This is a genomic window from Actinoalloteichus hymeniacidonis (assembly GCF_014203365.1).
Classification (GTDB): Bacteria; Actinomycetota; Actinomycetes; order Mycobacteriales; family Pseudonocardiaceae; genus Actinoalloteichus_A; species Actinoalloteichus_A hymeniacidonis.
In genome coordinates this window covers 5,072,554-5,096,493 of the sequence record NZ_JACHIS010000001.1, presented here as the reverse complement: position 1 = coordinate 5,096,493, position 23,940 = coordinate 5,072,554, and the positions used below count along the sequence as shown (strand labels likewise).

Sequence of the window (23,940 nt, the reverse complement as noted above, 5' to 3'; positions counted from 1 at the left end):
CTTACCTCCGGTGGGGGTTCGGTCGAATCTTGCGCTTCGCTGGGATGGGATGGGCACCGATGATGCCACCGTCGTCGGCGATGGTGATGGCTACTCTGCGAGTCTCGCCATCGAACACCACTTCGTACACCGGCCGATTTCGACCGCTGTAGCCGACCACGACACCGTGTTCGATCGCAGCGAACACCAATTCCACGATCTTTTCCCGTGGTACGCCCGTACCCTCGAACGCATCACGCTTCTGCTTTTCGAGAATATGGTCCAGCCCTTTTCTTGGATGACCACGCTCCAACCAGGCAATTCGGCCGTCCCGGAGACGGATCATGCGGACGACCTTCGTCCGATCGATGTCGGCGCCCGTCTGCTCAAGCTCAGCAGCCCATTCCGCGTATTGCGCGGTGGGTTCGATGCCCGCAGCGTCGGTCTGCGGAGATTCTGTGGGGGAACTGTCTGTACTGGACGCACGTAGCTCAGCTTCGAGCGGTGCCACCGCACCAAGGCCGTGGCCTGCGATGTTCCAGCAGTAACCCTCCATGATCCGCTGTGCCTCGGTGAGCGCAGCCGCCGCGAGGCGAACATCTTCGGCTGCGGCGTCACCATGGCCCCTGATCTTCGGAACCTGTGGCCAGATGGAAGTTCGAGTAGCGGCGTCGAAGATCTCCGTCGCATCGTCGATTGCGCGGTCTGCTACGGCGCAGGCCGCGCGAGCCTCCCCCGCGAGGATATACGCAGCACGTAACCGTTCAACCACTTCCGCTACAGACATCCAGCTCCCCTGCGGATGGTACTTATTCGCATGCGTTTAGTGATCGTATCGAGCGGTGAGACATTCTCGGGCAAGACTTTCGGCTGAACCCGACGATCGGGTGCTCCAACGGAACACCCCGCGTGTACGGGGAAGACACTTGTTGACCTGCATTTTCGTCCACTTGCATCAGCGCCGCTACTGCTTCGGATCGGGGAATAAGGGAAGGCCAGAGGGCGTGAGGATGCCAAGTCCGTCGTTGATGCGCTCCTTGCCGTCAAGGACGGCGCGGCTACCGCGCCCGCCGCCGTAACCATTGTCAGTTCATCGAACCCGGTCCGATTTCACCGCAGCGAGGAAGGCGGAGAACGCTGTGCTCGGCAACGACAGCATGCCGCTGGCTCTGTTCTTGGTGTCGCGGATGCCCACCATGCCTGGAGCCCGCTTGACCTCGACACATGCGGTCGTTGTGCCGCTGTAGCTGGACTTCCGCCATCCCTCGATCATGGTTATAGCTCCTCGCCTGAAACCACCACCGTGTGCGCGGAGGTGCACTTGGTGCGCTGGGGGTTCACGAGTGAATACGCGATCTCATCAGCTTACTGTTGCCTGACCACAGGCGTGACGGACTTCGGTGGCTCGCTTACAGGATCGCGGTTAGCGAATCCGATCGGCTTTCACTGCGGCGAGGAAGCTTGTGAAGGCGGGTCTATCCAGCAGTAACGTCCCACTGTCTCTGTTCTTGGTATCGCGGATACCCACCACGCCCGGCGCCCAGCCGACTTCGACACACGAGGTCTGGACCGCGCTACGACTCGACTTCTTCCATGCCCGTAGAGGCTTCACGATGACTCGCTTTCATGATGGGTTGCGAAGAGCCTGATCAGCTCGATCGACTCGTTCGTGCTCATGGAGACCGTTCGAAGCGTATCGACCGCTCGTTGGAAGACGACCAGATCGCGGGGCTTGGTCACGAGCGCGCTCGCGGAGAGGTGTTCCAAGTGAGCGACTGGTGGTGAGTGGTCGGACTCGATGTAGACGAACTCTCCTGCGAGGCCCACATGTGCCCCTGCTCGGTCTGGGATCACCTGGATATCCACGTTGGACCGCTCAACCATCGAGAGCAAACGAATGCACTGCTCGGCCATCGCGAGGTGACCGCCGACCGGGATGCGAAGCACCGACTCGGTGATGATCGCAAGATAGTGCGGAGCGTTTCTGCCGGTGAGGACATCTTGCCGAGCCAATCGATAGTTGACGCGTTGCTCAAGTTCCTCTGCATTTGCTGTACCGGAACCGACGATGGCTCGGGCGTACTCGCGGCTCTGCAACAGGCCGGGCACGAGCAACGGGTTGACTTCGGTGATGCTCCGGGCTTCGCGCTCATAGGCGACCAGTGCCGTGAGTTGCGTGGGCACCCCGGGTGATCCGATCACGGACCAGTTCGGGGACTCTGCTTCCCTGGCGATGGCGAGCACCTGCTCTCGCTCGGCAACACTCGTGCTGAGTGCGCCCAGGATCGCGGCGACGTCTTCAACCCCGACGACCCGTGTTCCGTTCTCGATCCGAGAGACGGCCATGGCATTGATGCCGAGCCGTCGTGCAAGTTCGCGCACGGTCAAGCCTTTTGCTTCTCTTGCACCCTTGAGCGCTGCGCCCAACGCTCTCGTCCTGGGCGACACGACCTTGCGGACCATAGCCAGAGGCTAGCCGTGCAGCTGGCTCCAGTAGATACACCCGATCAGGCAATTGCCCGATTGTAACCGTTACATAAGAATAAAGTGGTTCCTGTTACAACCTCATCGGGAGCCACTTCATGCCGATCGACGGCTTCGTAGGTACCGCGCTGGGTGGGCTGGCGCTGATGGTGTTCGGCGCGGTGCTGATCTGGATTTCATTGGGGAGTCCGGTCGCCGCGCTTTCCGCGCGCTCCGCCTCGGACGGCCAAGGCGGGAGAGTGAACTCCGGCGCCACCTCAGCCCGACGTGCTCCGCGCACCGCGCCATCCCCGGTCGAGTCCCCACAGCGTGCGGCCAGAGCTGCCCGGCAGCGCCTTGACGACGCATTACTCGCCATCGCGTTGCTCGACACGGTCCCGCTGGACTCTCGGCACATCGATGCCTACGCGCCCGACCCTTCGCCCCACGACGAGTACGCCTACGACCCGATTCGATTCGACAGCGGTGCGGCCGATGCGCTTCTGCTGCGGGATTCGCTCGATGCCGACCCCGAGGAAGACGACTTCTACTGTGTCGCCGCGATTGTGGCCCGGTGTGCCAGCGAATCCAGTCCTCAATGCTCGCCAGAGGTCGACCGGCAGCGCTCCGCCACGCCGACAGCGCAGTGCTCGGCACCCCTCGACCCGCTGCCCACCGATGGAATCCGTTCGACGCGGCCCGCCGGTTATGTCACCGCCTTCGCAGGCAGCCTTACAACCCACGCCAGGAGTGCCGCGTGATCTACCCCGACCCCTGTCTACACGCCGTCATTCCCGCCGACCTGGTGGCGATGCCTCGCCGACCGCAACCCATCGGGATCACCGTCGACCGAACCACCAGCCGAGTGCTACTCGAACTCGGCTCCCGACCCGCTGGGCTGGCCGCGCTCAACCCCACCGCCACCCGCTCGCTGATCGACAACCTCGATCTCGGACACCCGGGCGAAATCCGACTGCCCGCCCTTGGTCGGGGACTCGCTCCCGTATTCCTGTCATCGACGGTGCAACCCGGCCTCGGTGTCGACCTCGCCGTGCTCGGTGACCACGCGCTGCGGGGCCGCTGGCGGGTCGGCCGCGACGAGGTCCCGCGTCTGATCATCACCTTGGTCGACGCGATCCACCTCGTCGACCCGTACCCGTTGCCCGCCATGGTCGAACCACCGCGACGCCCTGCGGACAGCCGTACCGAGCGCCGTCGACCCGACATCACCGGTCGCCGTCAGACCTTGCGCATCCTGCGGGCGGGCCGGTGATCCCCGGTTGGCACGGCGACCCGCAGCTGTATTGGGAACCGGCCATCCGTCCCCGCTCCGCACTATCCGACCGACACGCCGCCGCCCCGCCGCGCCCGCCCGCAGGCACCGAGATCACCGCCTTCTGCGGCGCTCGGCTCGCCATCAACATCGAAGCCGCCCGCTGCGACCCCACCCGACCACAGATCACCTGCTCCGACTGCGCCGATCACGCCTGGCTGCTCCGAGGTAATCCGGTGCGGGCCGCGGGGGAGCGGCCGGGCTAGTCGGTCGCGCTCGGGAGCGGGAACACCCCGCACACGCGGGAAAAGCGTGCTCTGGCACCGGATTCACGCTATTCCGGAGGATCCGCGCCGTTCGACCGACCACAGATCGGCGGTGTGAGTTCACTTCGTGTCATCGCGTGCCGACGAGATGAGCTTCGACAGGACGGCGGAACTCTCCAGCACCTCCATAAGGCGTTCCGCGCTCATGAGCGCCAGCCCGTCGGAGTTTCCCAGCACCAAGAGCTTGTCGCCCGGTTCAAAACCATGATCACGGCGGGCCCGCGCAGGGATGACGACCTGCCCGCGTTCGCCGACCGTGACGGAACCGTAGAACTTTCGATCTCCCGGCCCGGTCACGACCTCGGGAGTCTCCTCGTCGTTAGATGACATGAAATACATGTTATACATGTTTCTCATGTACTGCATGCAGACAGAGGAGGGACTCGCCGGATGCTGAAGATCCTCGGGGCCGTATTCGGAGCGGTCATCGTCGGCGGAGGTCTGGGGATCGGGTCCTACGCCTGGAACAACACCACCTTCGCCAACCGTGAGCGCAACGCGGTGAAGAAGGCCGGCTACGTCGAGCGCACGCATGAGCTCCCGACAGGCGTGCGGCTGAACTACGCAGAAGGACCGGCGAACGGACCCGCCGTGCTGCTCGTGCATGGTCAAGGCGTGGCCTGGGAGGACTACGCGCCCGTGCTGCCGCAGCTCGCGCAGGACTTCCACGTCTTCGCCGTCGACGTGGTGGGACACGGTTCGTCGAGCCGCACCCCCGGCAGGTATGACGTGAACGCCATCGGCGCCGACATCGCCGCGTTCATCGACGACGTCATCGGCAAGCCCGTGATCCTGTCCGGCCATTCCTCGGGCGGGCTCATCGCCGCCTGGGTTGCCGCGAACGAGCCTGCGCACATCGCGGGGGTGTTATTCGAAGATCCGCCGTTCTTCTCCACCGAGCCGGCGCGCATGCCGCAGCAGTTCAACTACGTCGACCTCGCGTCCCCCGCACACGAATTCCTCCAACAGGACACCGAAACCGACTTCGCAAGTTGGTACATGGAACACAACGCCTGGCTGCGCTACTTCGGAAACGGCCGTGCGGGCATCGCCCGGCACGCGCGCAACTACCGGACGGCGCACCCCGATTCCCCGCTGTCCATCTGGTTCTTTCCTCCGGGGGTGAACAGGTCGTTCCAGTTCATGCACGAGTTCGACCCGGCCTTCGCCGACGCGTTCTATACCTGCCAGTGGCAGGGCGATTTCGACCAGCAAGCGACCCTTGAGGCGGTCGGCGTCCCGTCGATCCTGGTACACGCGAACTGGCGGATCACGGACGCGGGCATCCTCGAAGGAGCCATGACCGACGATGACGCTTCACGCGCCTGCACCGCACTGCCGAACTGCCGTATCGAACGCGTGAACACCGGCCACGGATTCCACGGCGAAGACCCGCGCACCTTCGTCAGGCTCCTCCGCGAACTCCGTGACAGCATCGGGTTACGGTCGCGGAGGGAATACCCCGGCGCAGATGGGGAAGACCTGGCCCTCCACTGACAGGTCACCGAATCCCTATTCACTTTCATCCCGGGCGCCATTCCCATCCAACGCCCGAGCAAGGTGGGGCAGCCGCACCACAACAGGCACGGCCGCCCCACCCGACGCCTCGAACGAGGTCAACCGGCAACCAAAGCCGCCACCGTCTGCCGCACTGCGGCCCGCAGCGGGATCTCGGCCCGCCAGCCGGTCACGGCCCGGAACCTCGCCGGATCGGCGATGATGCTGCGGAAATCCATCTCGGTGGCATGCTCCGGCGGAGCCACCGACACGACATCGACCGTCGGGCGCCCGGTTTCCGAGGCCACCACCTCGGCGATCGTGGTGAACAGGGTCTGCAACGAGACGCCCTGCCCGGTGCCGATCAGCCAATGCGAACCCGATAGTTCATCGGCGTGATCGACACAGGCAAGCACTGCCTGCGCGACATCGTCGACACACAGCAGATCCCGTTCCACACTGCCATCGCCCCACACGGTCAGGCTCTCGCCCACCAACGCCCGCCGAGCCATCGCCGTGACCACGCCCCGGTCCACCGCGTTCGGGGTTGCGCCGAAAATCGTGGGTAGGCGCAGCGAGACCCCGCGCAGGATGCCCTCGGCCGCCGCGTCGAGCAACACCCGTTCGGCCGCCGACTTCTGGCGGTCGTACACCGTGGCGGGCTCGTCGATCTCCGTTCCATCGACCAAACCCGAACCGCCGGGCCCGAGCTGTGACGTCGAGCCGGGCACCACGACGATCGGCGCTGGACCAGGCCGCCGAACCCGGCGCAGGATGCGGACCAGATCGCGGGTCACCCCGACATTGACCTGTTCGCTCCTCGGATCCTCCTCGGCCGCCCGCCAGGTGCCGCCGCCCGTGTAGAGCAGCAGGTTCAACACCACATCGGCGTCGGCCACCGCCTCGGCCAGTGCGTCCGAGTCGGTGAGGTCCGCGGTGATGACCTCGATGTTCTCCGCTTCCGGCGGCACCGGGCTTCGTCCCCGTGCTACCAGCCGCAATCCGGCCTCCGGGTGGCGGCGGGCCAGCGCCGCCACGACCGTCGAACCGATGAACCCCGAGGCACCCAGCACCGCGATCCGCGAACCCGCCGACCGGGACACCAGGCCGCCCTGCTCAGACAATGTGGACCGTCGGCACGTAGAGCACCCACTTGCCGCCGGCTTCGCGGAAGGCCTGTTCGTTCGCCATGATCTCCTCGGCGTGGTTCCAGGCGAACAGCAGCGCGTAGTCCGGGTAGTCCGCGTGGAAGGCCGACGGCGGCTTGACCGGCAGGTGCGCGCCCGGCGTCAGCTTGCCCTGCTTGGCGGGCGTCGTGTCGCACACGAAGGACACCAGCTCGGGCGTGATGCCCAGGTAGTTGGTCACCGTCGCGCTCTTGGCCGTCGCCCCGTAACCGACGACCCGCTTGCCCTGTGCCCGCTGTTCGCGCAGGAAGGCCATCAGGTCGTCGCGGTTCTTCTCCACCCGCTCGCGGAAATCGGTCAGCGTCGCCGGGGAGGTCAGCTTCGCCGCCTCCTCCGAGGCCAGCAGCTCGGCCACCGCCGCCGTCCGCTGCCGCGCGCCCGGGCGGGCCAGGGTGTAGCGGACCTCGCCGCCGTGGACGGCGAGCCGTTCGACGTCGACCAGTTCGAGGCCGTGCCTGCGGGCCATCTCGTCCACCGACCGCGCGGTGAAGAAGTAGAAGTGCTCGTCGTAGACCTGGTCGAAGGATGCCCGCTCGACGATCTCGGCGAAGTACGGGTCCTCGAAGACGAACACGCCGTTGGGCGCAAGCAGCGTCGTCACGCCGCGCAGGATCGACTCCATGTAGGGGATGTGGCAGAGGGTGTTGGCCGCGTAGATGACATCGGCGGCGCCGTCCTCGCTGCGGATGGCGGTGGCCGTCGACTCCTCGAAGAAGTCCTTACGCACCCGGATGCCCTTGGTGGCGGCCAACTCGGCCACCCCGCCGGACGGCTCGACGCCCAGATGCCGCACGCCCGCCTTGGCGATCGTGTTCAGCATGGTGCCGTCGTTGGACCCCAGCTCGACGATGAACGGGTCCTCGCCGGTCAGCTCGGTGGTCAGGAACCGCTTGGCCAGGCCCTCGAAGTGGGCGCGCATCACCGAGGAACCCGAGGACAGGTACGGGTAGTCCTCGTGGAACATCTGCTCCCTGGGCACCTCCTCCATGAGCTGCACCATGTCGCAGGACCCGCAGATGCCGACCGCGAGTCTGAAGAAGAATTCCCGATCCTCCTCGCCGGGCTTCACGAAGGCGTCGGAGGCGGGCTGCTTGCCGAAGTCGATGAACTCGGTGACCGTGTCTCCGCAGATCCGGCACGACGAGGTGGCTGACATGTGACTACTCCTGTGGTTGGTGGCGATGTCTCGCCGTGTCGGTGTTCGATGACGCGCCCGAGCCTGTCGACGCTCGGGTTTGAGCGGGACATGCCGATCTGGTCGAGAGGTCTGCCGTGACATCGCACCTGTCGCCGTCGCACTGGGCAGTTCGGTGCGACGTTTGACCCCGAGCTTGCGATAAACCCTGGTCAGGTGCTGTTCGACGGTGCTCACGGTGACGTAGAGCTGGTCGCTGATCTCGCGGTTGGTGTGGCCGATCGCCGCCAACTCCGCGACGCGACGCTCGGAGTCGCTGAGCGAGCCGAGGCCGGTCGCCTCATTGCTCGACGCGCCGGTCGAGGCGCGCGGGAGGCGGTGCTCCTCGGGGCGCTTCGGGGCCGGGATCGGCAGCCGCCGGGCGGTGATCTCCGCCCGCTGCGCGGCCACCACGGCACCCGGCCGATCCGGCTCCGCACCGGGGCGAAGCCTGCTCAGCTCGTGCACCGCCTTGGCCAGTGCCAGGCGATCACCCGAGGCCCGCAGACAATCGATGGCCTGACGCAGCAACGCACCGCGCTGCGCCGGTTCACTACTGGCGGCCAGCGTGCACAGTGAGATCCCCCTGGTGCGGGTGTCGGCGGGGCCGATGCGTTCCAACTGCTGGCGCACCAGATCGCGGGCCACCCTCGGCCTGCCCAGCTGGAGATTCGCCTCCGCCAGGCCGCTGCGCCACGGCACCAGCATCGGGAAGTCGATGCTCCACTCCTTCATCAGCCGACCGCACCGCTGGAAGTCGTCGATCGCCGCCAACACTCGGCCCGTGGCCAGATGGTGGTGCCCCCTGGCGTGTAGGTAGCGCAGTCCCCATTGCGTGGTGAACGTCGCCTCGCGGACCTGCTGTTGCAACGCCTCGTTCGCCACGTCGTGCCTGCCCAGCGCGGTGGCCGCCAGCACCAGGATGCCCAGCGGATAGCCGATCTGGACGCCCCAACCTCGTGGTGGCAACCGGGACAGCGCCTGGTTCGCGGTGCGGATCGCCGAGACGGCGTCCCCGCAGCGGAACAGGATGTCGGCGTGCAGCGCGCCGATCACGGCCTGCCAGGTGACCTCGCCCTGCCGGGCCGCCTCGGCGGCGAGCCGTTCGCACCACCGGCCCGCCTGCACGGGTTTGCCGCCGTAGACCAGGGTGTGAATGGCGGTCGCCGCCAGTTCCAGCGGCATCGCACCCAGGCGGCAGCTCTGCAGGATGTGTTCGGCGCTGGCGATGGCGGTGCCGTCACCGCCGTGTTCCCAGACGGTGGCCAACATCCGGGTCGTGTCCACCACCGGGTCCTCGCCTGGCGGCGGGGACGTCGTGCCCAATGCGCCGAAGACGTCGTGCGCGGAGCCGAACACCCATTCGTAGGCGATACGGAGTTCGGCGGCCGTCTGCGGGTCCACGCCGCCGAACGCACCGAGCAGGATCTCCAGTGTCTTGGCCGCAGTCGCCCGGTTGCCGTTCCAGATGGCGTGTTGCGCCACGGTCACCGCGTCCTGACCAGCGAGTCTGCCGTCCTCCAACGCGGGAAGCAGCCCGGTGAGGTGGATCGCGGCCGCCGACGGATTGATGCTCCACAGCGCCCGGCTCAGCGATACCGAGATCTCCAGCCGCTCGTCCTCATCTTCGGCGTTGGCCAACGCGAGTTTCAGACACTGGACCGCGAGGTCGACCTGATTGCCTGCCAACGACTGTTTCGCCGCATCCCGCAGGACACCGACCGCCCAATCGGAGTCGACGGAGTTCGCGGCGACCAGATGATGGGCGACCTTCGGTGCCGCCGCCCCCTCCTGATGCAGCAGTTCGGCGGCGAACAGGTGCACGAGCGGGCGGTCCTCCTCGGAGAGCCCGGTCAGCACCGCTTCGACGGCCGCCGGATGCCGGAACTCGCCGTCGCGCAACAAACCCGCGGAGGTGAGGATATCCACGATGCGGCCCGAGGTCTCCGGGGTGAGGCCCGCCAACCTGGCGATGAGCACCGGCGTCGCCTGCGCACCCAGCACGGCGATCGATCGGGCGACGCCGATCAGTTCGCTGCCCCAACGATGCAGACAGGCCTGCACCGCGCGGCCGAACGCCGCCCCCACCACGGGTTGGCGCTCGGTTCCCGAGGTCGCCTCGGCGCTCTCGTAGTCCTCCACCAGGGCGTTGAGCAGCATCGGGTTACTGCCGGTGAGTTCGGCATACGCCGGGGCGAGTCGAGCAGCGATCACCGAGGGCATCGACTCGCCGAGTAGGTCGGTGACCTCGTCGAGCGAGAGCGGGCCGAGCTTGATCCGGTGATGGCGTCGTCTGGTGAGATCGGCGTAGAACAGCGGCAGCGTGGTCTGGAGGTACTCCCATTCGTTGAGCACGAGCAGGATCGGCGCCGACTGCATCCGCCGCCGCAGGTAGAGCAGCAGTTGCAGGGAGGAGCTGTCCACGAATTGGACATCGTCGATGCACACGACGACCGGTTGTTTTCTGGACAGCTTCAGCAGCGCCGCACAGACCTCTTGCAGCATCCGCGCGCCCGCGTGTTGCAGGGTGCGGATATCCGGGCCGACATCCTCGACGCTGAGGGTCTCGGCGGTGACGAGCCGGGATACCTGATCGGTGATCTCCGGCGGAACATCGGAACTGTAGAAGAGTTGTTCGACGACGCCCATCTGAAGCAGGCTCTCCGCACGCGAACCGGTGGCGCTCAGAACCAATGCTCCCGATTCGCTTGCAATTCGCGATAGGCGGTGCAATAGTTCCGTCTTGCCGCTTGCGGGACCTCCGGTAATGAGAGCTAATCTGCCATTATGTGCGCTACTCTCATCGAGTAGGATTTTAAGTGTATGTAGTGCTTCACGGTGACCCGAATAAGCCATGCCGTGTTACCCCCAGCTGGCGAGTCGAGTTGAAAAAGTATTGCTGCGCCGTCGATGTCCGACGGCTGCCGGATTCGGCGCCGAACGTGGACAAAAACGGTTGGTTATCGTGCCGTGCAGAATTGCCTTGACGCCCCCAGATGGCCGGCCACTTCTCGGCGGGAGCCTAACACACGATCGTGGTCGGTCAAGGGTTATCCCGCGAGTCTTGTCGCAACCGTGGCTAGTCATTCCGCCGTCGAATGTGTTATCCGCGCGCGACTTGCGTGGTGGGCGAGAGGCGCACCATCTTGCCGATCGTTCGAGCAATGGAAACGATCACTCTCTATTTCAATCCTAGGGTCTGCGCTGCCTCTGGACAACCGATGATCGCTGTGCTAGAGCCGGATGCCTGGCTGCCGCTTCGTTCTGTTCGGTCACTGTTGGTCTGACGGTGGCCGATTGTTCTCCGTTGCAGATAGTGCAATCGCACCGGAACTCAATGCTGACCATGCACTTTAGCCGGTCCGGAGATATACAGTGTATTACGGAATGGTTACCGGTGGATGGTTGAGGGAGCCGCGACGTGCGCCGTTGCGTCTCATCGGGATGTTCTTCGCCAGGTGGTACGAGTCGGGAACGGGCGTGGTCGGTGCCTCGGGTGGCATGTCGTCGGATCTGCCACAGGTCTCGGTGTGACGTGAATCGGCTGGCTCACCGTGCCAGAAATTGGGCCGTGCGGACGCCTGTCGAATGACCGCGTACCGCCTGGTGGTTCGACGATGGCCCGGCCGTCGGTGTCGCCGAGCGGGTTTCCGGACGGCATGGCGGCGGATTCGGTCGACCCGCGTCGGGCATCGCGCCGGCATCACTACCGATGTAGCGCCTTGGTGGTCGGGAGGAAGCCGTAGCCGATTGTCGGCGCGTGGCGACTTCGAGTCGGCGGTCGGTTAGCTCGACGACCATTGCGAATAGGTCGCCCTGTTCTGTCCGGTTAACCTCGTTTATCGGGTATTTCGACTCTGGTTGCGGATCTGTCTTCGTGTTCGGCGAGGGACGAAGCGGGTGTGGTCGCCGCGTGAGATACGAGCCTGGTTCGCCAACTCGCATCATGCTTTGTGGCGGAGATATGGGCGTGGTCGAAACCCGCTAGCGCGACGGGCGGTCGTTTATCGGCGGGACGCGCCGCTCGAAATGTGTTACCGGCGGGTATCGACTTCGAGACCCGGCTGGAGAGCCATTCAATGTCGCCTCGCGTCGGAGGAATCCGGTGAGGACGTCCGTTCCCGTGCGGGTAGTGGGAAGCGGGAACTGTAGGTCCACCGGTTCATGTCGGTGGGGCTGCCTATCCTCCGGCGCAGCGAAACACCGAGTGTCTGGAGTCCGTGCGCGCATCGGACTTCGGGGGCGAATCAGGCATTCGGGGTAGCGAACACAGTCTTCACAAGGAGTAAACCGATGAGCAACACATCGACCGAGGAAGCCGACGTGGTCGAAGCACAAGCCGATGAATCCGTCCTGGTGATTCCCGAGGCATGGCGGGCGGAGATCCTCGCTCGGCGCGGTGAGGCGACGGGTAGACGGATGGTCCTGGATGACGCGGCCGTGCAGCGGATGCGCTCCCACGAGAACGCGATCCGGGATCACCTGTCGAGAATGGCCGGGGACGCCACGCTCGACGAGGCCGGGCGCGCACATCTGGCAGGCAAGGCCACCCCGCTCGGCGCTGCGGTGGTCTTCACGGTCATCAGCGAGGAATGCGAGATCGACGACTGGAAGCACCTCGGGTTCTTCGCCGATGCCTGGATTCAAACCTGGGGACTGACCTTCGCCGCCGAGGCCGTCGCTGAGTTGGCCAGGGTCTACGTGTTCAAGCACCCGACTCGCACCAGCTACAACTATCTGCGGGTCCGCGAAGATCATCACGAGGACTGGGGGATCGGCGTCAACGAGGACATCGCAGCCCGGCTACGCGCGTTCGTGGCTGTCGCGGCGGACACCGAGTATCGACAGGTCGTCGAGGCCCTCGCGGCGCATCGGACCACGGATTTCCAACGAATCGTCGTGTCGTTCCTGGTGCCTACGGAACAGACGTGGATCGACGGGCTGTGTCGGGGCATGGCCACCGTCGACCTGCCACAGGTCCCGTGGCGGTTGCTGATCGGTGCGGTCGGAACCACCGGTCAGCTGGAGAAATTGGGTTCCCGGAGGCGTAGTTGGAGCTGGCTGGCGCGACCCGAGCTGGCCTTCACCTTGACGGCGACGCTCAGGACGTCGGTGCTACCGGTGCTTGAGAAGGTGCTGGACGACGGTCGTGGGGTGCAGAACGTGCTTGAGGTTCTGAGTGTCCTGCCCACGGATCAGGCGTTCACCATGCTGCTCTCTCGGTTGGAGGACAGTGGCGTCCATCAGCTCGTCCGGCAAGCTGCACAGCGGTTCCCGGTCCGGGCGATGCGGTTGCTCGCGGCGGCTTCGGCAGGCGAATCGAAGAAGGCGACGTTGATGCGGCGCCTGTTGATTGCCCATATCGACGCCCACCCCGAGCTTGCCGAATCCGTGCTCTCCGAGGCCGAACGGGCCAAGCTCATCCACAAGGCGGGCAAGGTGCGGGAGGCCACCACTGAAGAACTGCCGGCCCTGTTGGCCAGCCCGCCCTGGTCGGGCGAAGCCCCGCGTGCCCGGCGAGTGGTCCACAAGAAACTCATCACCCTCGACGAGCAAACCGTCTCCTGGGCAGCGGGTGAACAGCAGCGGTGGGCTGCCGAAGGCATCCTGCCCGACTCGGTGACCACCCCGAACGATCCCGACTGGGATCAGCACATGGAGGCCTACCAGCGGGGCAAACTCGACGACCACCAGTCGCAACTGTTATTCGCCGTCGAGCCCACGAAATCCACTGTGAAGTATCTCCGCCGCCGACTGCGTAAGGATGCGCAGACCCGGCAGCACTGGGATCCGCTGCTGGTCAAGCGGATCGTGGCGCTACACGAAGTGGACGCCGCCGAGGTGGCCTTGACGGTGGCCCGCACCAACCCGCCCGCCTACGCGGATCGGTTATTGCCACTGTGCACGGTGCCGATCGCCCGGCAGATCGCCGATTGGTTCCTCCGGCTGCCCGGAGTGCGGTCCGTCGCGCAGGAGTGGTTCGCCAGGCATGGCAGCAACGCGGTACGGCTGCTGATCCCCGACGCCATGGGCAAGCTCGGGGCGGCGCGGCGGGCCGCAGAGGCCGCGCTGCGATTCATCGCCGCCGACAGCGCGGGCCCCGACGCGGCCGAGATCGTCCATGCAGCTCAGGAACACGGCGCCAAGGTGGCGAACGCGCTCGAAAAGTTCCTGGCTGTCGAGCCCGCGTATGTCCTGCCCGCCAGAGTTCGTGAGTACGACGACGCAGAGTGGTGGACGCCGGACCTGGACCTATTGCCGCAGGTGCTCCTTCATCACCGGCGAAGTGCGCTGCCCCGAAGTGCGGTCCTGCACCTCATCACGATGCTGATGATGTCCAATCGAGATGATCCCTACGCGGGCTTGGCGCTTCTCCGCGAGCATCTTGACTCCGCATCGCTGGCGGAATTCGGCTGGCAGCTCTGCGAACGGACCCGTGGGGACTCCTTCCTGTACTCGCTCGCCGTGATCGGCGACGACGAGACGGCACGAAGGCTTACCCCCAAGATCCGGACCTGGCCCGGCGAGGGCGCGCACGCGAAAGCGGTGCAGGCCTTGGAGGTCCTAGCCTCGATTGAATCCGACGTGGCTCTGCTGCACCTGAACAGCATCGCGACCAAGGTGAAGTATCAGGGGATCAGGACCAAGGCGGCCGAGAAGATCGACACCCTCGCCAGGGAGAGCGGGTTGACGTCCGACCAGCTCGCCGACCGGCTGGTGCCCGATCTCGACCTCGACGACCAGGGCGGCCTGACCCTGGACTACGGGACGCGTTCCTTCCGGATCACGCTGGACAACAACCTCACCCCGGTGGTGCTCGATGAGGGCGGAACCCCGCGCAAGACACTGCCGAAGCCGGGCGCCAAGGACGATGCTCAGCTTGCCCCGGCCGCGCATAAGCAGTTCACCGCGTTGAAGAAGGACCTCCGCACGGTCGCGAAGGACCAGATCGGCCGCTTCGAACGCGCGATGGTGACGCAACGGCAGTGGAGCATCGCCGACTTCCGCTCGCTGTTCGTCGAGCATCCGCTGCTGTGGCACCTGGTGAGCAGACTCGTCTGGATCACCACCGAGGGCAGCGCGTTTCGACTGGCGGAGGACCGGACCTTCGCCGATCTCGACGATGCCGAGGTCAGCTTCGGTGAGACGACGGGGGTTCGCATCGCCCACCCGATCGACCTCGGCGGCGACCTCGCCGCCTGGACGACCGTGTTCGGCGACTACGAGATCCTCCAGCCGTTCCCGCAGCTGGGCCGCCCGATTCACACCCTCGAACCTGGCGATGCCGAACAGAAGCGGCTGACCCGATTCGCCGACCGGCCGGTGTCGACCTACGCATTGGTCGCTCTGGAGAAGCGCGGTTGGCTGCGGTCCACCGATAAGAGCGATGGCTTGGAGCTCTGGATCGCCCGGCCGATTCCGGGCGATCGCATCATCGTCGCCGATCTCACGCCTGGTATCCAGGTCGCCTGGATGTCCAATGCCCCGCAGCAACGAATCATCGAACTCAAGATCGTGCGGCCGGCCCCGGGCTATTACTACGCCGCACCGATCGAGAAGTTCGGCGATCTCGACCCGATCACCGTCTCGGAACTGCTGTCCGACCTGCACGGCCTGCCGGAGTGAGCGATGCCGGTCCCACCGCCGTGACGGCCTAGGACCGGCCGATCAGCCCGCCTGCTCGCCGAAGAACGCGCCAAGTTCCTCGGCGAGCAGGCCCGGCTCCTCGGTGCCCGCGAAATGGCCGCCCCTGGGCATCCGCCGCCATCGTCGGACCTCGTAAAGCCGCTCGGCCCACTCGCGCGGCGGGGTCCCGCAATCGACGAACTCGTGGTCGAACAACGCGATCCCGGTCGGCACCCGCACCCGATCCTGCGGGGTCACCGCGTCGTAGACCGCACGGTTGTCGTGGTAGTCCCGTAGCGAGAGCCCGACATCCTGGGCCGCCCAGAACAGGGTCAGCGTGGTCGCCAGAAAGTCGCGGGAGAATCGCGAATCCAGGTCGCCGCCGCAGTCGCTCCACGCCCGCCACTTCTCCAACACCCACGCGGCCAGCGCGGCGGGGGAGTCGGCGAGCCCGTAGGCCAGCGTCTGCGGTTTGGTGGACAACAGCAGGTTGTAGGCGCCCTCGTGCTCCTCCCAGGCCGATTCGGCCTCGGCGTAGGCCCGCTCGGCGGGAGACAGCGGCGGGGACTGGTCATCCAGGACGGGCGCGAACTCCAGATTGGACAGATGCAGGCCCGACACGGCCTCCGGATGATCCAGCGCGAGGAAGGTGCTCACCCCGGAACCGAGATCGCCGCCGTGCGCGCCATAACGCCGATAGCCGAGGCCGTTCATCAGCCGGTGCCACCACGCGGCGGTGTCGCGCATCGTGTGTTCGCGGTCGGGGCGACCGGAGAAGCCGTAACCGGGCAGCGAGGGGATCACCACGTCGAACGCGGGACCGGTCAAGCCGTGCGCTGCGGGATCGGTGAGCAGCGGCACCAGCGGCAGCAGTTCCACGAAGGTGCTCGGCCAACCGTGCGTCAGGATCAGCGGGATACCGGGACCGTGGGCGGCCCGCTGGTGGACGAAGTGGATCGGCACGCCATCGAGATCCATCCGGAACTGCGGGAAGCGGTTGAGTTCGGCTTCCGTGGCCCGCCAATCGAATCGATGGGCCCAGTGGTCGAGCATCTCCCGCAGATAGGCCGCATCGGTGCCCTGTTCCCAGGCGGCGCCGGGCGCCGGGCTCGGCCACCGGGTGCGCGCGATGCGGTCCCGCAGCTCGACGAGTTCGCCCTCGTCGATGGCGATGGTGAAGGGCCGCACGGTCGATTCGGCCGACTCGGCTCCGGCTGGGCTCATCGGCACAGCCTGACACGGCCGACGCCGTGGTGGTGACGCTTTCAACCACGGGATCGGTGGCGTACGGCGGAAGGGCGCGGGACACGCATTAGGCTCCCGATCCATGCGTCGGGTCACCGGGAAACAGATCGTCGAGATGAACGCGGCCGACTTCGGCGAGCTGCTGTCTCGACACCAGGGCGTGGTCCTGGATGTCGGCACCGGGGACGGCAAACACGCCTATCACGTCGCTCGCCGCAGGCCCGACGACCTGGTCATCGGTCTCGACGCCGCCAAGGACAACCTGCGCAAGATCGCCGCCAAGGCCTCGGCGAAACCGGCCAAGGGCGGCCAGCCGAACCTGCTCTACGTATGGGCGGGCGTCGAGCGGCTGCCCGCCGAACTCCGGGGCGTCACCGAGATCCACGTGTTGATGCCCTGGGGCAGCCTGCTGCGCGGGATGCTCGGCTCCGATCTGACGATGCTGCGCGACCTGGCCGCCATCTGCGTGCCGGACGCCGAATTCCTGATCAGCCTCAACCTGCACGCCTGGCGGCCCTCGGTGCCGGAGGTCGGCGAGCACCCCGAGCCGACCCCCGAATCGGCCCTGCGGGATCTGGCTCCGGTGTTGGCCGCTCAGGGGTGGCGGTTGGACGAGGCCGAATACCTCGACGCCGAGCAGATCGACGCCCTGGCCACCTCGTGGACCCGCCGCTTGAACAGCTCCCGCGATCAGCTCGACGTGCTAGCCCTGCGCGGCGTGATCAACGCGACCGCCGAGCCTGCCGAGACAGGGCAGCAGCCGGGTTGAGCTCAGCCGTTCGCCGAGGCACCCGACGGTGTTGTCGCCGGTTCACCCCAACTATTAGACAGATAAGCCAACTAAAGTACAGATAGGGCAACTTCAGTGCGGATAAGCCAACAAAAGTGGGCGTACTGCGAGCAGGTCACTTCGGCTGCTTGCCGCTGACCGCGAGCACGAAGTCATAGGCCTGCTTGCGCGACCAACCGGGCTGACCGGCCAGTGCGAGCGCCACCGTCCGCGTCGAGACCGAATCGGCCAACAACGCGGTGACCAGGCCGGCCGGGTCGACCGCTGGCACCTCGCCGCCCGGCTGCGTCACGGCATCCACCCGACACAGCAGCTCGCCCCGACGCGGCAGCCGCAGCTCGGCCGCCCGACCCCAGCTCGGCCGTTCCGCCCCCGAGGTCGTGGCAACAGCCACCGCCGCCGTGCGCGGACCGGCAGCTTGCCTGTCGACCTCGGCGAGGATCTTGGGCAGCTCGGCAGCGGGCGCACCGAACACCACCGCCACCTCCGGGCGGCTGCCGACCAGACGCGGCACCTCGCGCGGCGCCGTCGCCGTGGCCAGCAGCACCGGCGCTCGCTGCGGGGACACGGCCGACACGGCCAGTTCCGGCGGCAGGCCCAGCACCTCGACCGCAGGCCGGTCGGGTCCCGCCAACACGGCCAACACCGTCGGATCGGCCAGCCCTGCGGTGGACACCGCCAACACCCGGCCGCCCTCGGCCAGACAGGCCACCACCTGGGAGGACAGTCCCAGTTCCGCGCCGTGCTCGGCGATCACCGCTCGGCTGGGAATGTCCTCGGCGATCACCAGATCGGCGGCGGCACACTCGACAGCCAGCCGTCGGTCATGGTCCGGCTGGGCCCGGTAGCGGACCAGCACGCCGCCGGGCGGTCCGGGCGCGCGCTCGATGCGGACGTCGAGTTCGGCGGTCGGGTCGGCGAGCGTGCGCATCAACTCCCGGGGTAGATCGGCGGCCGAGGTGTCGGCATCGGTGGCCAGCGTGCCGGGCAGCCGTTCCGAGCTGAGCCGCACGACCGCCGCCGAACCCGGTCGCCATCGGGAATTGCCGGTGGCATGCAGAACGGCCCGGTGCTCGCCGGAGGTCATGGTGATCCGCAGCGGACCGGCGATGGCGGGATCGGCGGGCCCGATCGCCTCGGCGGCCACCCCGACCACGCAGGTGGCCCGGCCGGTGATGTCGGCATCGGAGGTGAACTCGACCGTTTTGGCATGGGTGCCCCGCACCTCGGCATGACCCCGGCAGCGCAGCCGCAACAGCTCGTTCGACATGGTCCGCGCGCCTTTCGTGCCGAGCTAACCGGGCGCCTGGAGCATAGCCGGCGTGCGGCTGCGGACCGCACCAACGGCGGCTCAGCGCACCGTCGTCGTGCCCGCTCGCGGGCCCGCCGGGGACAGCTGCCGCCGCGCGGGCTCGTCGATCAGCGTCGCCAACCGCTTGATCGTCGTCGGATCCGAGGCCCAGATCCGCTCGCCCGCCACCTCGGCGGCATGTCGCCGCAACACCGGCAGGACCTCCTCGGGCTGTTGAGACGGGAAGCAGCGAACCCCGAGTTCCTTCGCCTGCCAGTGCGCCGCGATGTCCACGACCAGCGGATGACCGGTGTGCACGGCGACCGCCTGCGCCGCGTAGGGCAGGTCCTCGTACCAGAGGACCTCGGGGCGTTCGCCCGACTCGCGGGCCTCCCAGGGCTGCACCGCGCGGCGCACCGCAGCGTGATCGACGTGGCCGCCGATCGCCAGGGGCGCGAGCAGCAGATCGGGCCGGAACTCCTCGATCGCCGTGTCCAGCAATCCGGCGATCCGGGCGACGATGTCGTCCTCGGGCACGGCGCCCATCTCGGTGTCGTCGTCGAAACCACGCAGGCTGGCATCGGGCAGATCGGCGCGGCGGATCCGGGTTCCCACCAGTGTGGCCCAGGCATCCTCCTCGGCGGCCCGCACCGGCACCGCGTCCACCGTCCCATGGGTCGGGTGGCCGGGCGCATAGCGGGAGCGACCGAAGAAGGTGATGACGCGCAGCTCGGCATCCACCGCCCGCAGCCGGGCCGTCAGCCCGCCCAACGACCAGGCGATGTCATCCGGATGCGGCGAGAGCAACAGAATCCGATCGGTCACGACGCCTCCGTGCTGTGGTGGTCAGAAGAATTCGTCGAGCAGCCGGTAGAAGGCGGCTTTGCGCTCGTCGTACTCGACGTCGTAACGCCGTAGGAACCGGGCGACGTGGCGGTCGTCCTCGACAAGCCACTGCTCGTTCTCGCCGCCGAGATTGCGCAGCAACACCGCGAGATCACGCCACCGGTCGGCGATGCCGAACCTGCCGACGTCGATGAAACCGGTCGGGGCCAAGGTGTCCGGGTCGACCAGCACGTTGTCCAGGCAGGGATCGCCGTGGCACAGCACCAGGTCGTCCTCCGGTGGTGCCGGGGTCGCGTGCAACTCGGCGAGCAACCGCTCGGCGGTCCAGCCCTGCCGCGACTCGTCGAGGTCGTCCTCGTCGACGAGACCGGTGCGGGCCGCGGCCTGCGCCCAGACCAGCGTGTGGGCCAGCGTGCCGTCGAAGGGACAGTCGGCGAGCGGCGCGTCATGCAGGGCCGCAAGGAGATCGGCGACGCCGCGCAGCACCGATCCCTGCTCGTCGGGGGTCCATCGGGAGTCGGCGGTCACCCCCGGCAGGGCCGTGGTGACCAGCCAGGTCAGCGTGTCGTCCCCGCCGAGTTCGACCACCTCGGGGACCGGGAAGCCCCGGTCAGCCAGGTAGCGCAGCCGTTCGGCCTCGTCGGAGGGCCGGAATCGCAGATCACCGGGTTCGCGCGGCGGGGCCGTCTTCACATAGAAGGCGTGCCTGCCCTCCACCCGGTACACGCTGGCCCCGTCCGAGCGGGTGGCGATGTGAATCCACTCGCCGTCCAGGGCGGGTCGGGACGCCGGCGGTGCCGACGTCCCGAGCCCAGAAGATGTATCAGCCACAGGCCCGGTCGAGGGCGCTGGGTAGATCGCGGTCCCGCTTGTTCACCTGGTCGACGACCTCGTCGATGCGCTTGAGCACCGCCTCGTCATCGTGGATGGAGCCGCCGAAGGCCTCCAGGGCGAACTGCAGCCGCCGCTCGGTGGGCAGCTCGCCGTGGTCGGCCTCCAACTTCTCGGCGACGACACGCGCACCCTTGTCGAACGCGGTGAGTGCGTGGTCCACCTCGGCGTCCCCGAAGGCCGAGGTCACCATGTGGGTGCCGCTGTCCTCGAAGTAGGCGCCGAAGTCGAATGCGGAGCGGTACAGATCCCAGGACAGCGCCTCGGACTCCACCACGACGTCGAACATCATGTTCGGGCCGGTGATGTAGGCCGGGATGCCGATGTTCTTGAGGATCTCGCCCATGCCCGCCTTGAGCTTGGCGCCCATCTTCTCGCAGTGCTCGTGGATCGAGCCGTCCTCGATGACGTCGAGCACGGCCAGCGCCGCAGCCATCGGCGGAACCTCACGGGTGTAGGTGCCCGCGATTCCTGCCTTGTCGTAGGAGTCGATGATCTCCCGCTTGCCCAGCACCGCGGAGAGGGCGTGCCCGTTGCCCAGACCCTTGGAGACGGTGATCAGGTCGGCGGGCACCTCGCCGGTGCCGTTGAGGCCACGCGGGCCCCAGCGCAGCGCGGTGATGACCTCGTCGATGATGAACGGCACGCCGTGCTTGGCACACACCTCGGAGAGCCTGCGGTAGTACGCGGCGTCGAACCAGGCCGGTTCCGGTGTGACGATGACTCCGGCGACCTCGCTGCCGAACTCCTCCAGCATCCGAGCCAGGCCGGTCTCGTTGTAGCCGAAGTTCGCCACCCGCGACGCCGGGTCGAAGCCCATCTGCAGGTAGGTGAGCTGCCAGTCGTGCCAACCGTGGTAACCGGAGGTCAGGATCAGGTCCTTGCCGGTGTAGGCGCGGGCCAGCCGGATCGCCGTGGTGGTCGCCTCGGAACCGGTCTTGCAGAACACGGCCTTCTCGCCCGCCGGGTACCGCTCACAGAGCCGCTCGGCCAGCTCGATCCGCTGCGGGGTGAGGGTGCTGGCGAACGCGGCGCCGTGGTCCCGGACGCACTTGACGACGGCCTCGACGACGGCGGGGTGCTGGTTGCCCAACAGCAGCGAACCACTCGCCGCCGTCACGTCGAGCACCCGATTGCCCTCGACGTCGCGCATCCACGAGCCCTCTGCGCTGACGAACACGCCGGGGAACCGGGTTCCGATGTCGTAGTTCTCCGCTGCGGTGACGCGGCGGGCGCGCTCGATGGTCTCGAGGTTGGTCTGGCCGGCTGTGCTGGTCATCTAGATCCTTTCCGTTACCGAGGTCGGCCGGGAACCGTCCGCCTCAACCCTGCGAAGCTCTCGCGTTGTTCGTGCGGACGGTTCCGGTCCGCTCAAAGGAAAAACAGCTCGGCGTCTCAGCCGACGGTGACCCGGCTCGTCTCGTGAGCGGGCTTGGGGGCACGCAGTGCGGGGTGCTCCGGGTCCAGCGGGGGTAGCGGTTCCGTGCGGAGCCTGCCGCCGCGAATGAACAACCGACGCCAGTCCGAGTAGTCGAGGGTGACCAGCTTGTGCCGGAAGCGCCGGGACGCGTCGACCGTGGTCGCGCGGGCCTCCTGCTTGATGCCGCTCTGCTCGGAGATCTGCCGGATCCGCTCCGCGCCGAAGTTGATCGGCGCTGCCTGGCTGAACTCGGGCGCGCTGACGTGCAGCCACGCCTCGGTGTCCTCCTTGATGCCCGCTGCGGCCCGCTGGATGGCCTGCTCGGCGGACACCCCGGCGGCCCGGTCCTGCCAATAGCGCAGGATGCGCGCGGTGTGGCCGATGATGCCGCAGTTGGCGCCGCCGCTGGTCAGGAAGTGGCCGTTGCCGAAGGAGTCGCCTGCGATCAGGCCGTTGCGGGCGATGCGCGCGTCGTCGCCGATCCGCTCGATGAGACTGAACAGCTTGGGCCCGTAGTCCATCTGGATCTTGGCCAGTTCCTCCGGCTCCATCTCCAACACCGCCGCGGCGTGGGTGATGAAGCACTGATACAGCAGCTGCTGGTATCCGGCGAAGTACTCCGGCGACGTCCGATCGGTGTCCGGCGGCACCAGGCCCTCCGCGATCGGGTCGAAGGTCTCGAAATCGGGCACCTGCACCAGGATCCAGCCGACCTCGGGGTCGTCCTCGTGGCCGACGGCGATCTGGCGGACCCAGTACTCGTTGCCGTCCTTGTCGAACTCCGAGGAGATCCGGCGACGCAGCCTGCCGTCCACCAACACCTCGCAGAACCCGGCGAGGTAGTCGGCCTGGGCCACGACCGGGCCCCGACCGTCCTGGTGGTCGACCTCGACGTCGTGCTGGTGGAAGCCGAGCCGTTCGGCATCGCTGCTGAAGAAGCCCTCGGCGATCACGAACAGTTCGGGCATGCCGATGTCGATGATGTCGGTGCCCGGCGCGCGCATCCGCACGAAACGGCCCCGGTAGTCCATCTCCTGCACCGACTCGATCCGGATGCGCATCCGGCCATCGCGGTCGGGGATGAAGCCGTCGCCCTCGGTCGGGATCACCCGGTGCTTGAGGAACATCCGGACCCGAGGCTCGGCCAGGCCTGCCGCCAGGTCCATCTCCTCGATCTTCTCCAGGTAGCGCCGCCACATGCGCAGCAACTCGGAGGCCGCCGTCTGGAAGGTCGACGGTCCATCGAGGACCTCGGCCATGTCGGTACGGATCTTGGAGGGATCGGGAACCGCGGGGCGGGGCACCGGCGGGGTGCGGGTGATCGTCCGGGACGGCTTGCCGTCCCGGTATCGGTCGTCGATGAACTCGATGTGATCGATGGTGCCGCCGACGTGCATTCGGGTCTCGAAGCATGTGATGACCTCGTCGGCGGAGATCTGACCGGCGATCGTGTCCGGGTGGTAGAAGCAATCGGCGAGCTTGAAGATCGAACCGTCGCCGCGCTTGGGCACCCATTCCTCGCCGTAGCGGTCCAACATCAGCTGATCGACGAGTCCGAGCTGGTGGAACATGTCCTCCCGGATATTCCAGTGCACACCGAGTGAGGGTTCACCGCGCATCTCGACGCCGACGGTGCGTTGTCCCATGGCAACGCTCCACAGCATCGCCATCATGTTCGTGCCACCCAGGCCGAGCGCCAGGAAATCCGGGTTCAGTACGCCTCGTAGATCCTCGTCGTCGCCCAACCGGGCGTGGCTGCCGTGGTTGAAGTCGGTCACCAGATCCTCCTTGTCGATGAGCAGATCGCACCCAGGGCACAGTTCGGCGACGGCGGGTCCGCCGAGCGGATTCCCGCACGCCGACGACCGTCGAATGCCTTGTGTGTTGATCTCCCCAGTTCGCCTACGGCTAATACCGCGGCGTCAACCGACA

19 protein-coding genes and 1 pseudogene are annotated in these 23,940 nt (G+C 66.9%); 6 read left to right on the top strand and 14 right to left on the bottom strand.

The features are described from left to right. Position 1 precedes the first annotated feature (1 nt). The 4 genes from BKA25_RS21455 to BKA25_RS21440 form a co-directional block, all read right to left on the bottom strand. Positions 2-766 carry a hypothetical protein gene (locus BKA25_RS21455; protein WP_157420965.1) on the bottom strand — a complete coding sequence of 255 codons (765 nt, stop codon included), beginning with the start codon at positions 764-766 and terminating at the stop codon, positions 2-4. A gap of 303 nt (positions 767-1,069) precedes the next feature. Then, positions 1,070-1,252, bottom strand: a complete 183-nt coding sequence (locus BKA25_RS21450) for a DUF397 domain-containing protein (protein WP_069847134.1) — start codon at positions 1,250-1,252, stop codon at positions 1,070-1,072. Between the two features lie 150 nt (positions 1,253-1,402). Then, positions 1,403-1,591, bottom strand: a complete 189-nt coding sequence (locus tag BKA25_RS21445) for a DUF397 domain-containing protein (protein ID WP_084642599.1) — start codon at positions 1,589-1,591, stop codon at positions 1,403-1,405. Beyond that, positions 1,588-2,442 (bottom strand): helix-turn-helix domain-containing protein, encoded by an 855-nt coding sequence (locus BKA25_RS21440; RefSeq protein WP_084642601.1) that lies wholly within the window; start codon positions 2,440-2,442, stop codon positions 1,588-1,590. The genes BKA25_RS21445 and BKA25_RS21440 overlap by 4 nt, the downstream gene beginning before the upstream one ends. A 119-nt stretch (positions 2,443-2,561) precedes the next feature. Between BKA25_RS21440 and BKA25_RS21435 the strand changes: the two genes are divergently transcribed. From BKA25_RS21435 to BKA25_RS21425, 3 genes are read left to right on the top strand one after another with little or no spacing between them, the layout of a single operon-like run. Next, positions 2,562-3,203: a hypothetical protein gene (locus BKA25_RS21435; protein WP_069847137.1), complete on the top strand. Its 642-nt coding sequence runs from the start codon at positions 2,562-2,564 to the stop codon at positions 3,201-3,203. Continuing rightward, positions 3,200-3,715, top strand: a complete 516-nt coding sequence (locus BKA25_RS21430) for a hypothetical protein (RefSeq protein WP_069847139.1) — start codon at positions 3,200-3,202, stop codon at positions 3,713-3,715. The genes BKA25_RS21435 and BKA25_RS21430 overlap by 4 nt, the downstream gene beginning before the upstream one ends. Then, the gene (locus BKA25_RS21425; RefSeq protein WP_069847140.1) at positions 3,712-3,981 is read left to right on the top strand and encodes a hypothetical protein; all 270 of its coding nucleotides are present in this window, start codon (positions 3,712-3,714) and stop codon (positions 3,979-3,981) included. Before BKA25_RS21430 ends, BKA25_RS21425 begins: the two co-directional genes overlap by 4 nt. 120 nt (positions 3,982-4,101) lie before the next feature. Here the strand turns inward: BKA25_RS21425 and BKA25_RS21420 are convergent, their stop codons facing one another. Then, positions 4,102-4,407, bottom strand: coding sequence for an AbrB/MazE/SpoVT family DNA-binding domain-containing protein (locus BKA25_RS21420; protein WP_216637798.1), 306 nt, complete (start codon positions 4,405-4,407; stop codon positions 4,102-4,104). Between the two features lie 24 nt (positions 4,408-4,431). On the opposite strand from BKA25_RS21420, the gene BKA25_RS21415 reads away from it, so the two are divergent. Then, positions 4,432-5,538 carry an alpha/beta fold hydrolase gene (locus BKA25_RS21415; protein WP_069847142.1) on the top strand — a complete coding sequence of 369 codons (1,107 nt, stop codon included), beginning with the start codon at positions 4,432-4,434 and terminating at the stop codon, positions 5,536-5,538. A 119-nt stretch (positions 5,539-5,657) separates the two neighbouring features. On the opposite strand, the gene BKA25_RS21410 is transcribed toward BKA25_RS21415, so the two are convergent. From BKA25_RS21410 to BKA25_RS21405, 3 genes and pseudogenes are all read right to left on the bottom strand, one after another. Next, the gene (locus tag BKA25_RS21410) at positions 5,658-6,662 is read right to left on the bottom strand and encodes an NAD-dependent epimerase/dehydratase family protein (protein WP_236750502.1); all 1,005 of its coding nucleotides are present in this window, start codon (positions 6,660-6,662) and stop codon (positions 5,658-5,660) included. Then, entirely contained in the window at positions 6,655-7,881 is a 1,227-nt protein-coding gene (locus tag BKA25_RS28050) for a class I SAM-dependent methyltransferase (RefSeq protein WP_069853330.1), read from the bottom strand. The genes BKA25_RS21410 and BKA25_RS28050 overlap by 8 nt, the downstream gene beginning before the upstream one ends. Before the next feature lie 159 nt (positions 7,882-8,040). Beyond that, positions 8,041-10,755: pseudogene (locus tag BKA25_RS21405) on the bottom strand (helix-turn-helix transcriptional regulator); the annotation flags it as partial. A gap of 1,437 nt (positions 10,756-12,192) precedes the next feature. Between BKA25_RS21405 and BKA25_RS21400 the strand changes: the two are divergent. Continuing rightward, positions 12,193-15,525: a DUF4132 domain-containing protein gene (locus BKA25_RS21400; protein WP_069847146.1), complete on the top strand. Its 3,333-nt coding sequence runs from the start codon at positions 12,193-12,195 to the stop codon at positions 15,523-15,525. 42 nt (positions 15,526-15,567) lie between these two features. Here the strand turns inward: BKA25_RS21400 and BKA25_RS21395 are convergent, their stop codons facing one another. Next, complete coding sequence (locus tag BKA25_RS21395) at positions 15,568-16,749, bottom strand: epoxide hydrolase family protein (protein ID WP_069847148.1); 1,182 nt, start codon at positions 16,747-16,749, stop codon at positions 15,568-15,570. A gap of 103 nt (positions 16,750-16,852) precedes the next feature. On the opposite strand from BKA25_RS21395, the gene kamB reads away from it, so the two are divergent. Further along, entirely contained in the window at positions 16,853-17,539 is a 687-nt protein-coding gene (kamB, locus tag BKA25_RS21390) for a 16S rRNA (adenine(1408)-N(1))-methyltransferase KamB (RefSeq protein ID WP_069847150.1), read from the top strand. A gap of 136 nt (positions 17,540-17,675) precedes the next feature. On the opposite strand, the gene BKA25_RS21385 is transcribed toward kamB, so the two are convergent. The 5 genes from BKA25_RS21385 to BKA25_RS21365 all read right to left on the bottom strand — a co-directional run bounded on the left by BKA25_RS21385 (position 17,676) and on the right by BKA25_RS21365 (position 23,786). Continuing rightward, a complete protein-coding gene (locus BKA25_RS21385) occupies positions 17,676-18,830 on the bottom strand; it encodes a DUF371 domain-containing protein (RefSeq protein ID WP_069847152.1) in 1,155 nt (384 codons plus the stop codon). 81 nt (positions 18,831-18,911) lie between these two features. Continuing rightward, on the bottom strand, positions 18,912-19,676 hold the full coding sequence (locus BKA25_RS21380; RefSeq protein ID WP_069847154.1) for a PIG-L deacetylase family protein: 765 nt from the start codon (positions 19,674-19,676) through the stop codon (positions 18,912-18,914). 21 nt (positions 19,677-19,697) lie between these two features. Beyond that, the gene (locus tag BKA25_RS21375; protein ID WP_069853331.1) at positions 19,698-20,471 is read right to left on the bottom strand and encodes an APH(3') family aminoglycoside O-phosphotransferase; all 774 of its coding nucleotides are present in this window, start codon (positions 20,469-20,471) and stop codon (positions 19,698-19,700) included. A gap of 49 nt (positions 20,472-20,520) precedes the next feature. Further along, positions 20,521-21,867, bottom strand: a complete 1,347-nt coding sequence (locus BKA25_RS21370; RefSeq protein ID WP_069847156.1) for an aminotransferase class III-fold pyridoxal phosphate-dependent enzyme — start codon at positions 21,865-21,867, stop codon at positions 20,521-20,523. Positions 21,868-21,983: 116 nt separating this feature from the next. Beyond that, positions 21,984-23,786, bottom strand: a complete 1,803-nt coding sequence (locus tag BKA25_RS21365; RefSeq protein ID WP_069847158.1) for a hypothetical protein — start codon at positions 23,784-23,786, stop codon at positions 21,984-21,986. Between the last annotated feature and the right edge of the window lie 154 nt (positions 23,787-23,940).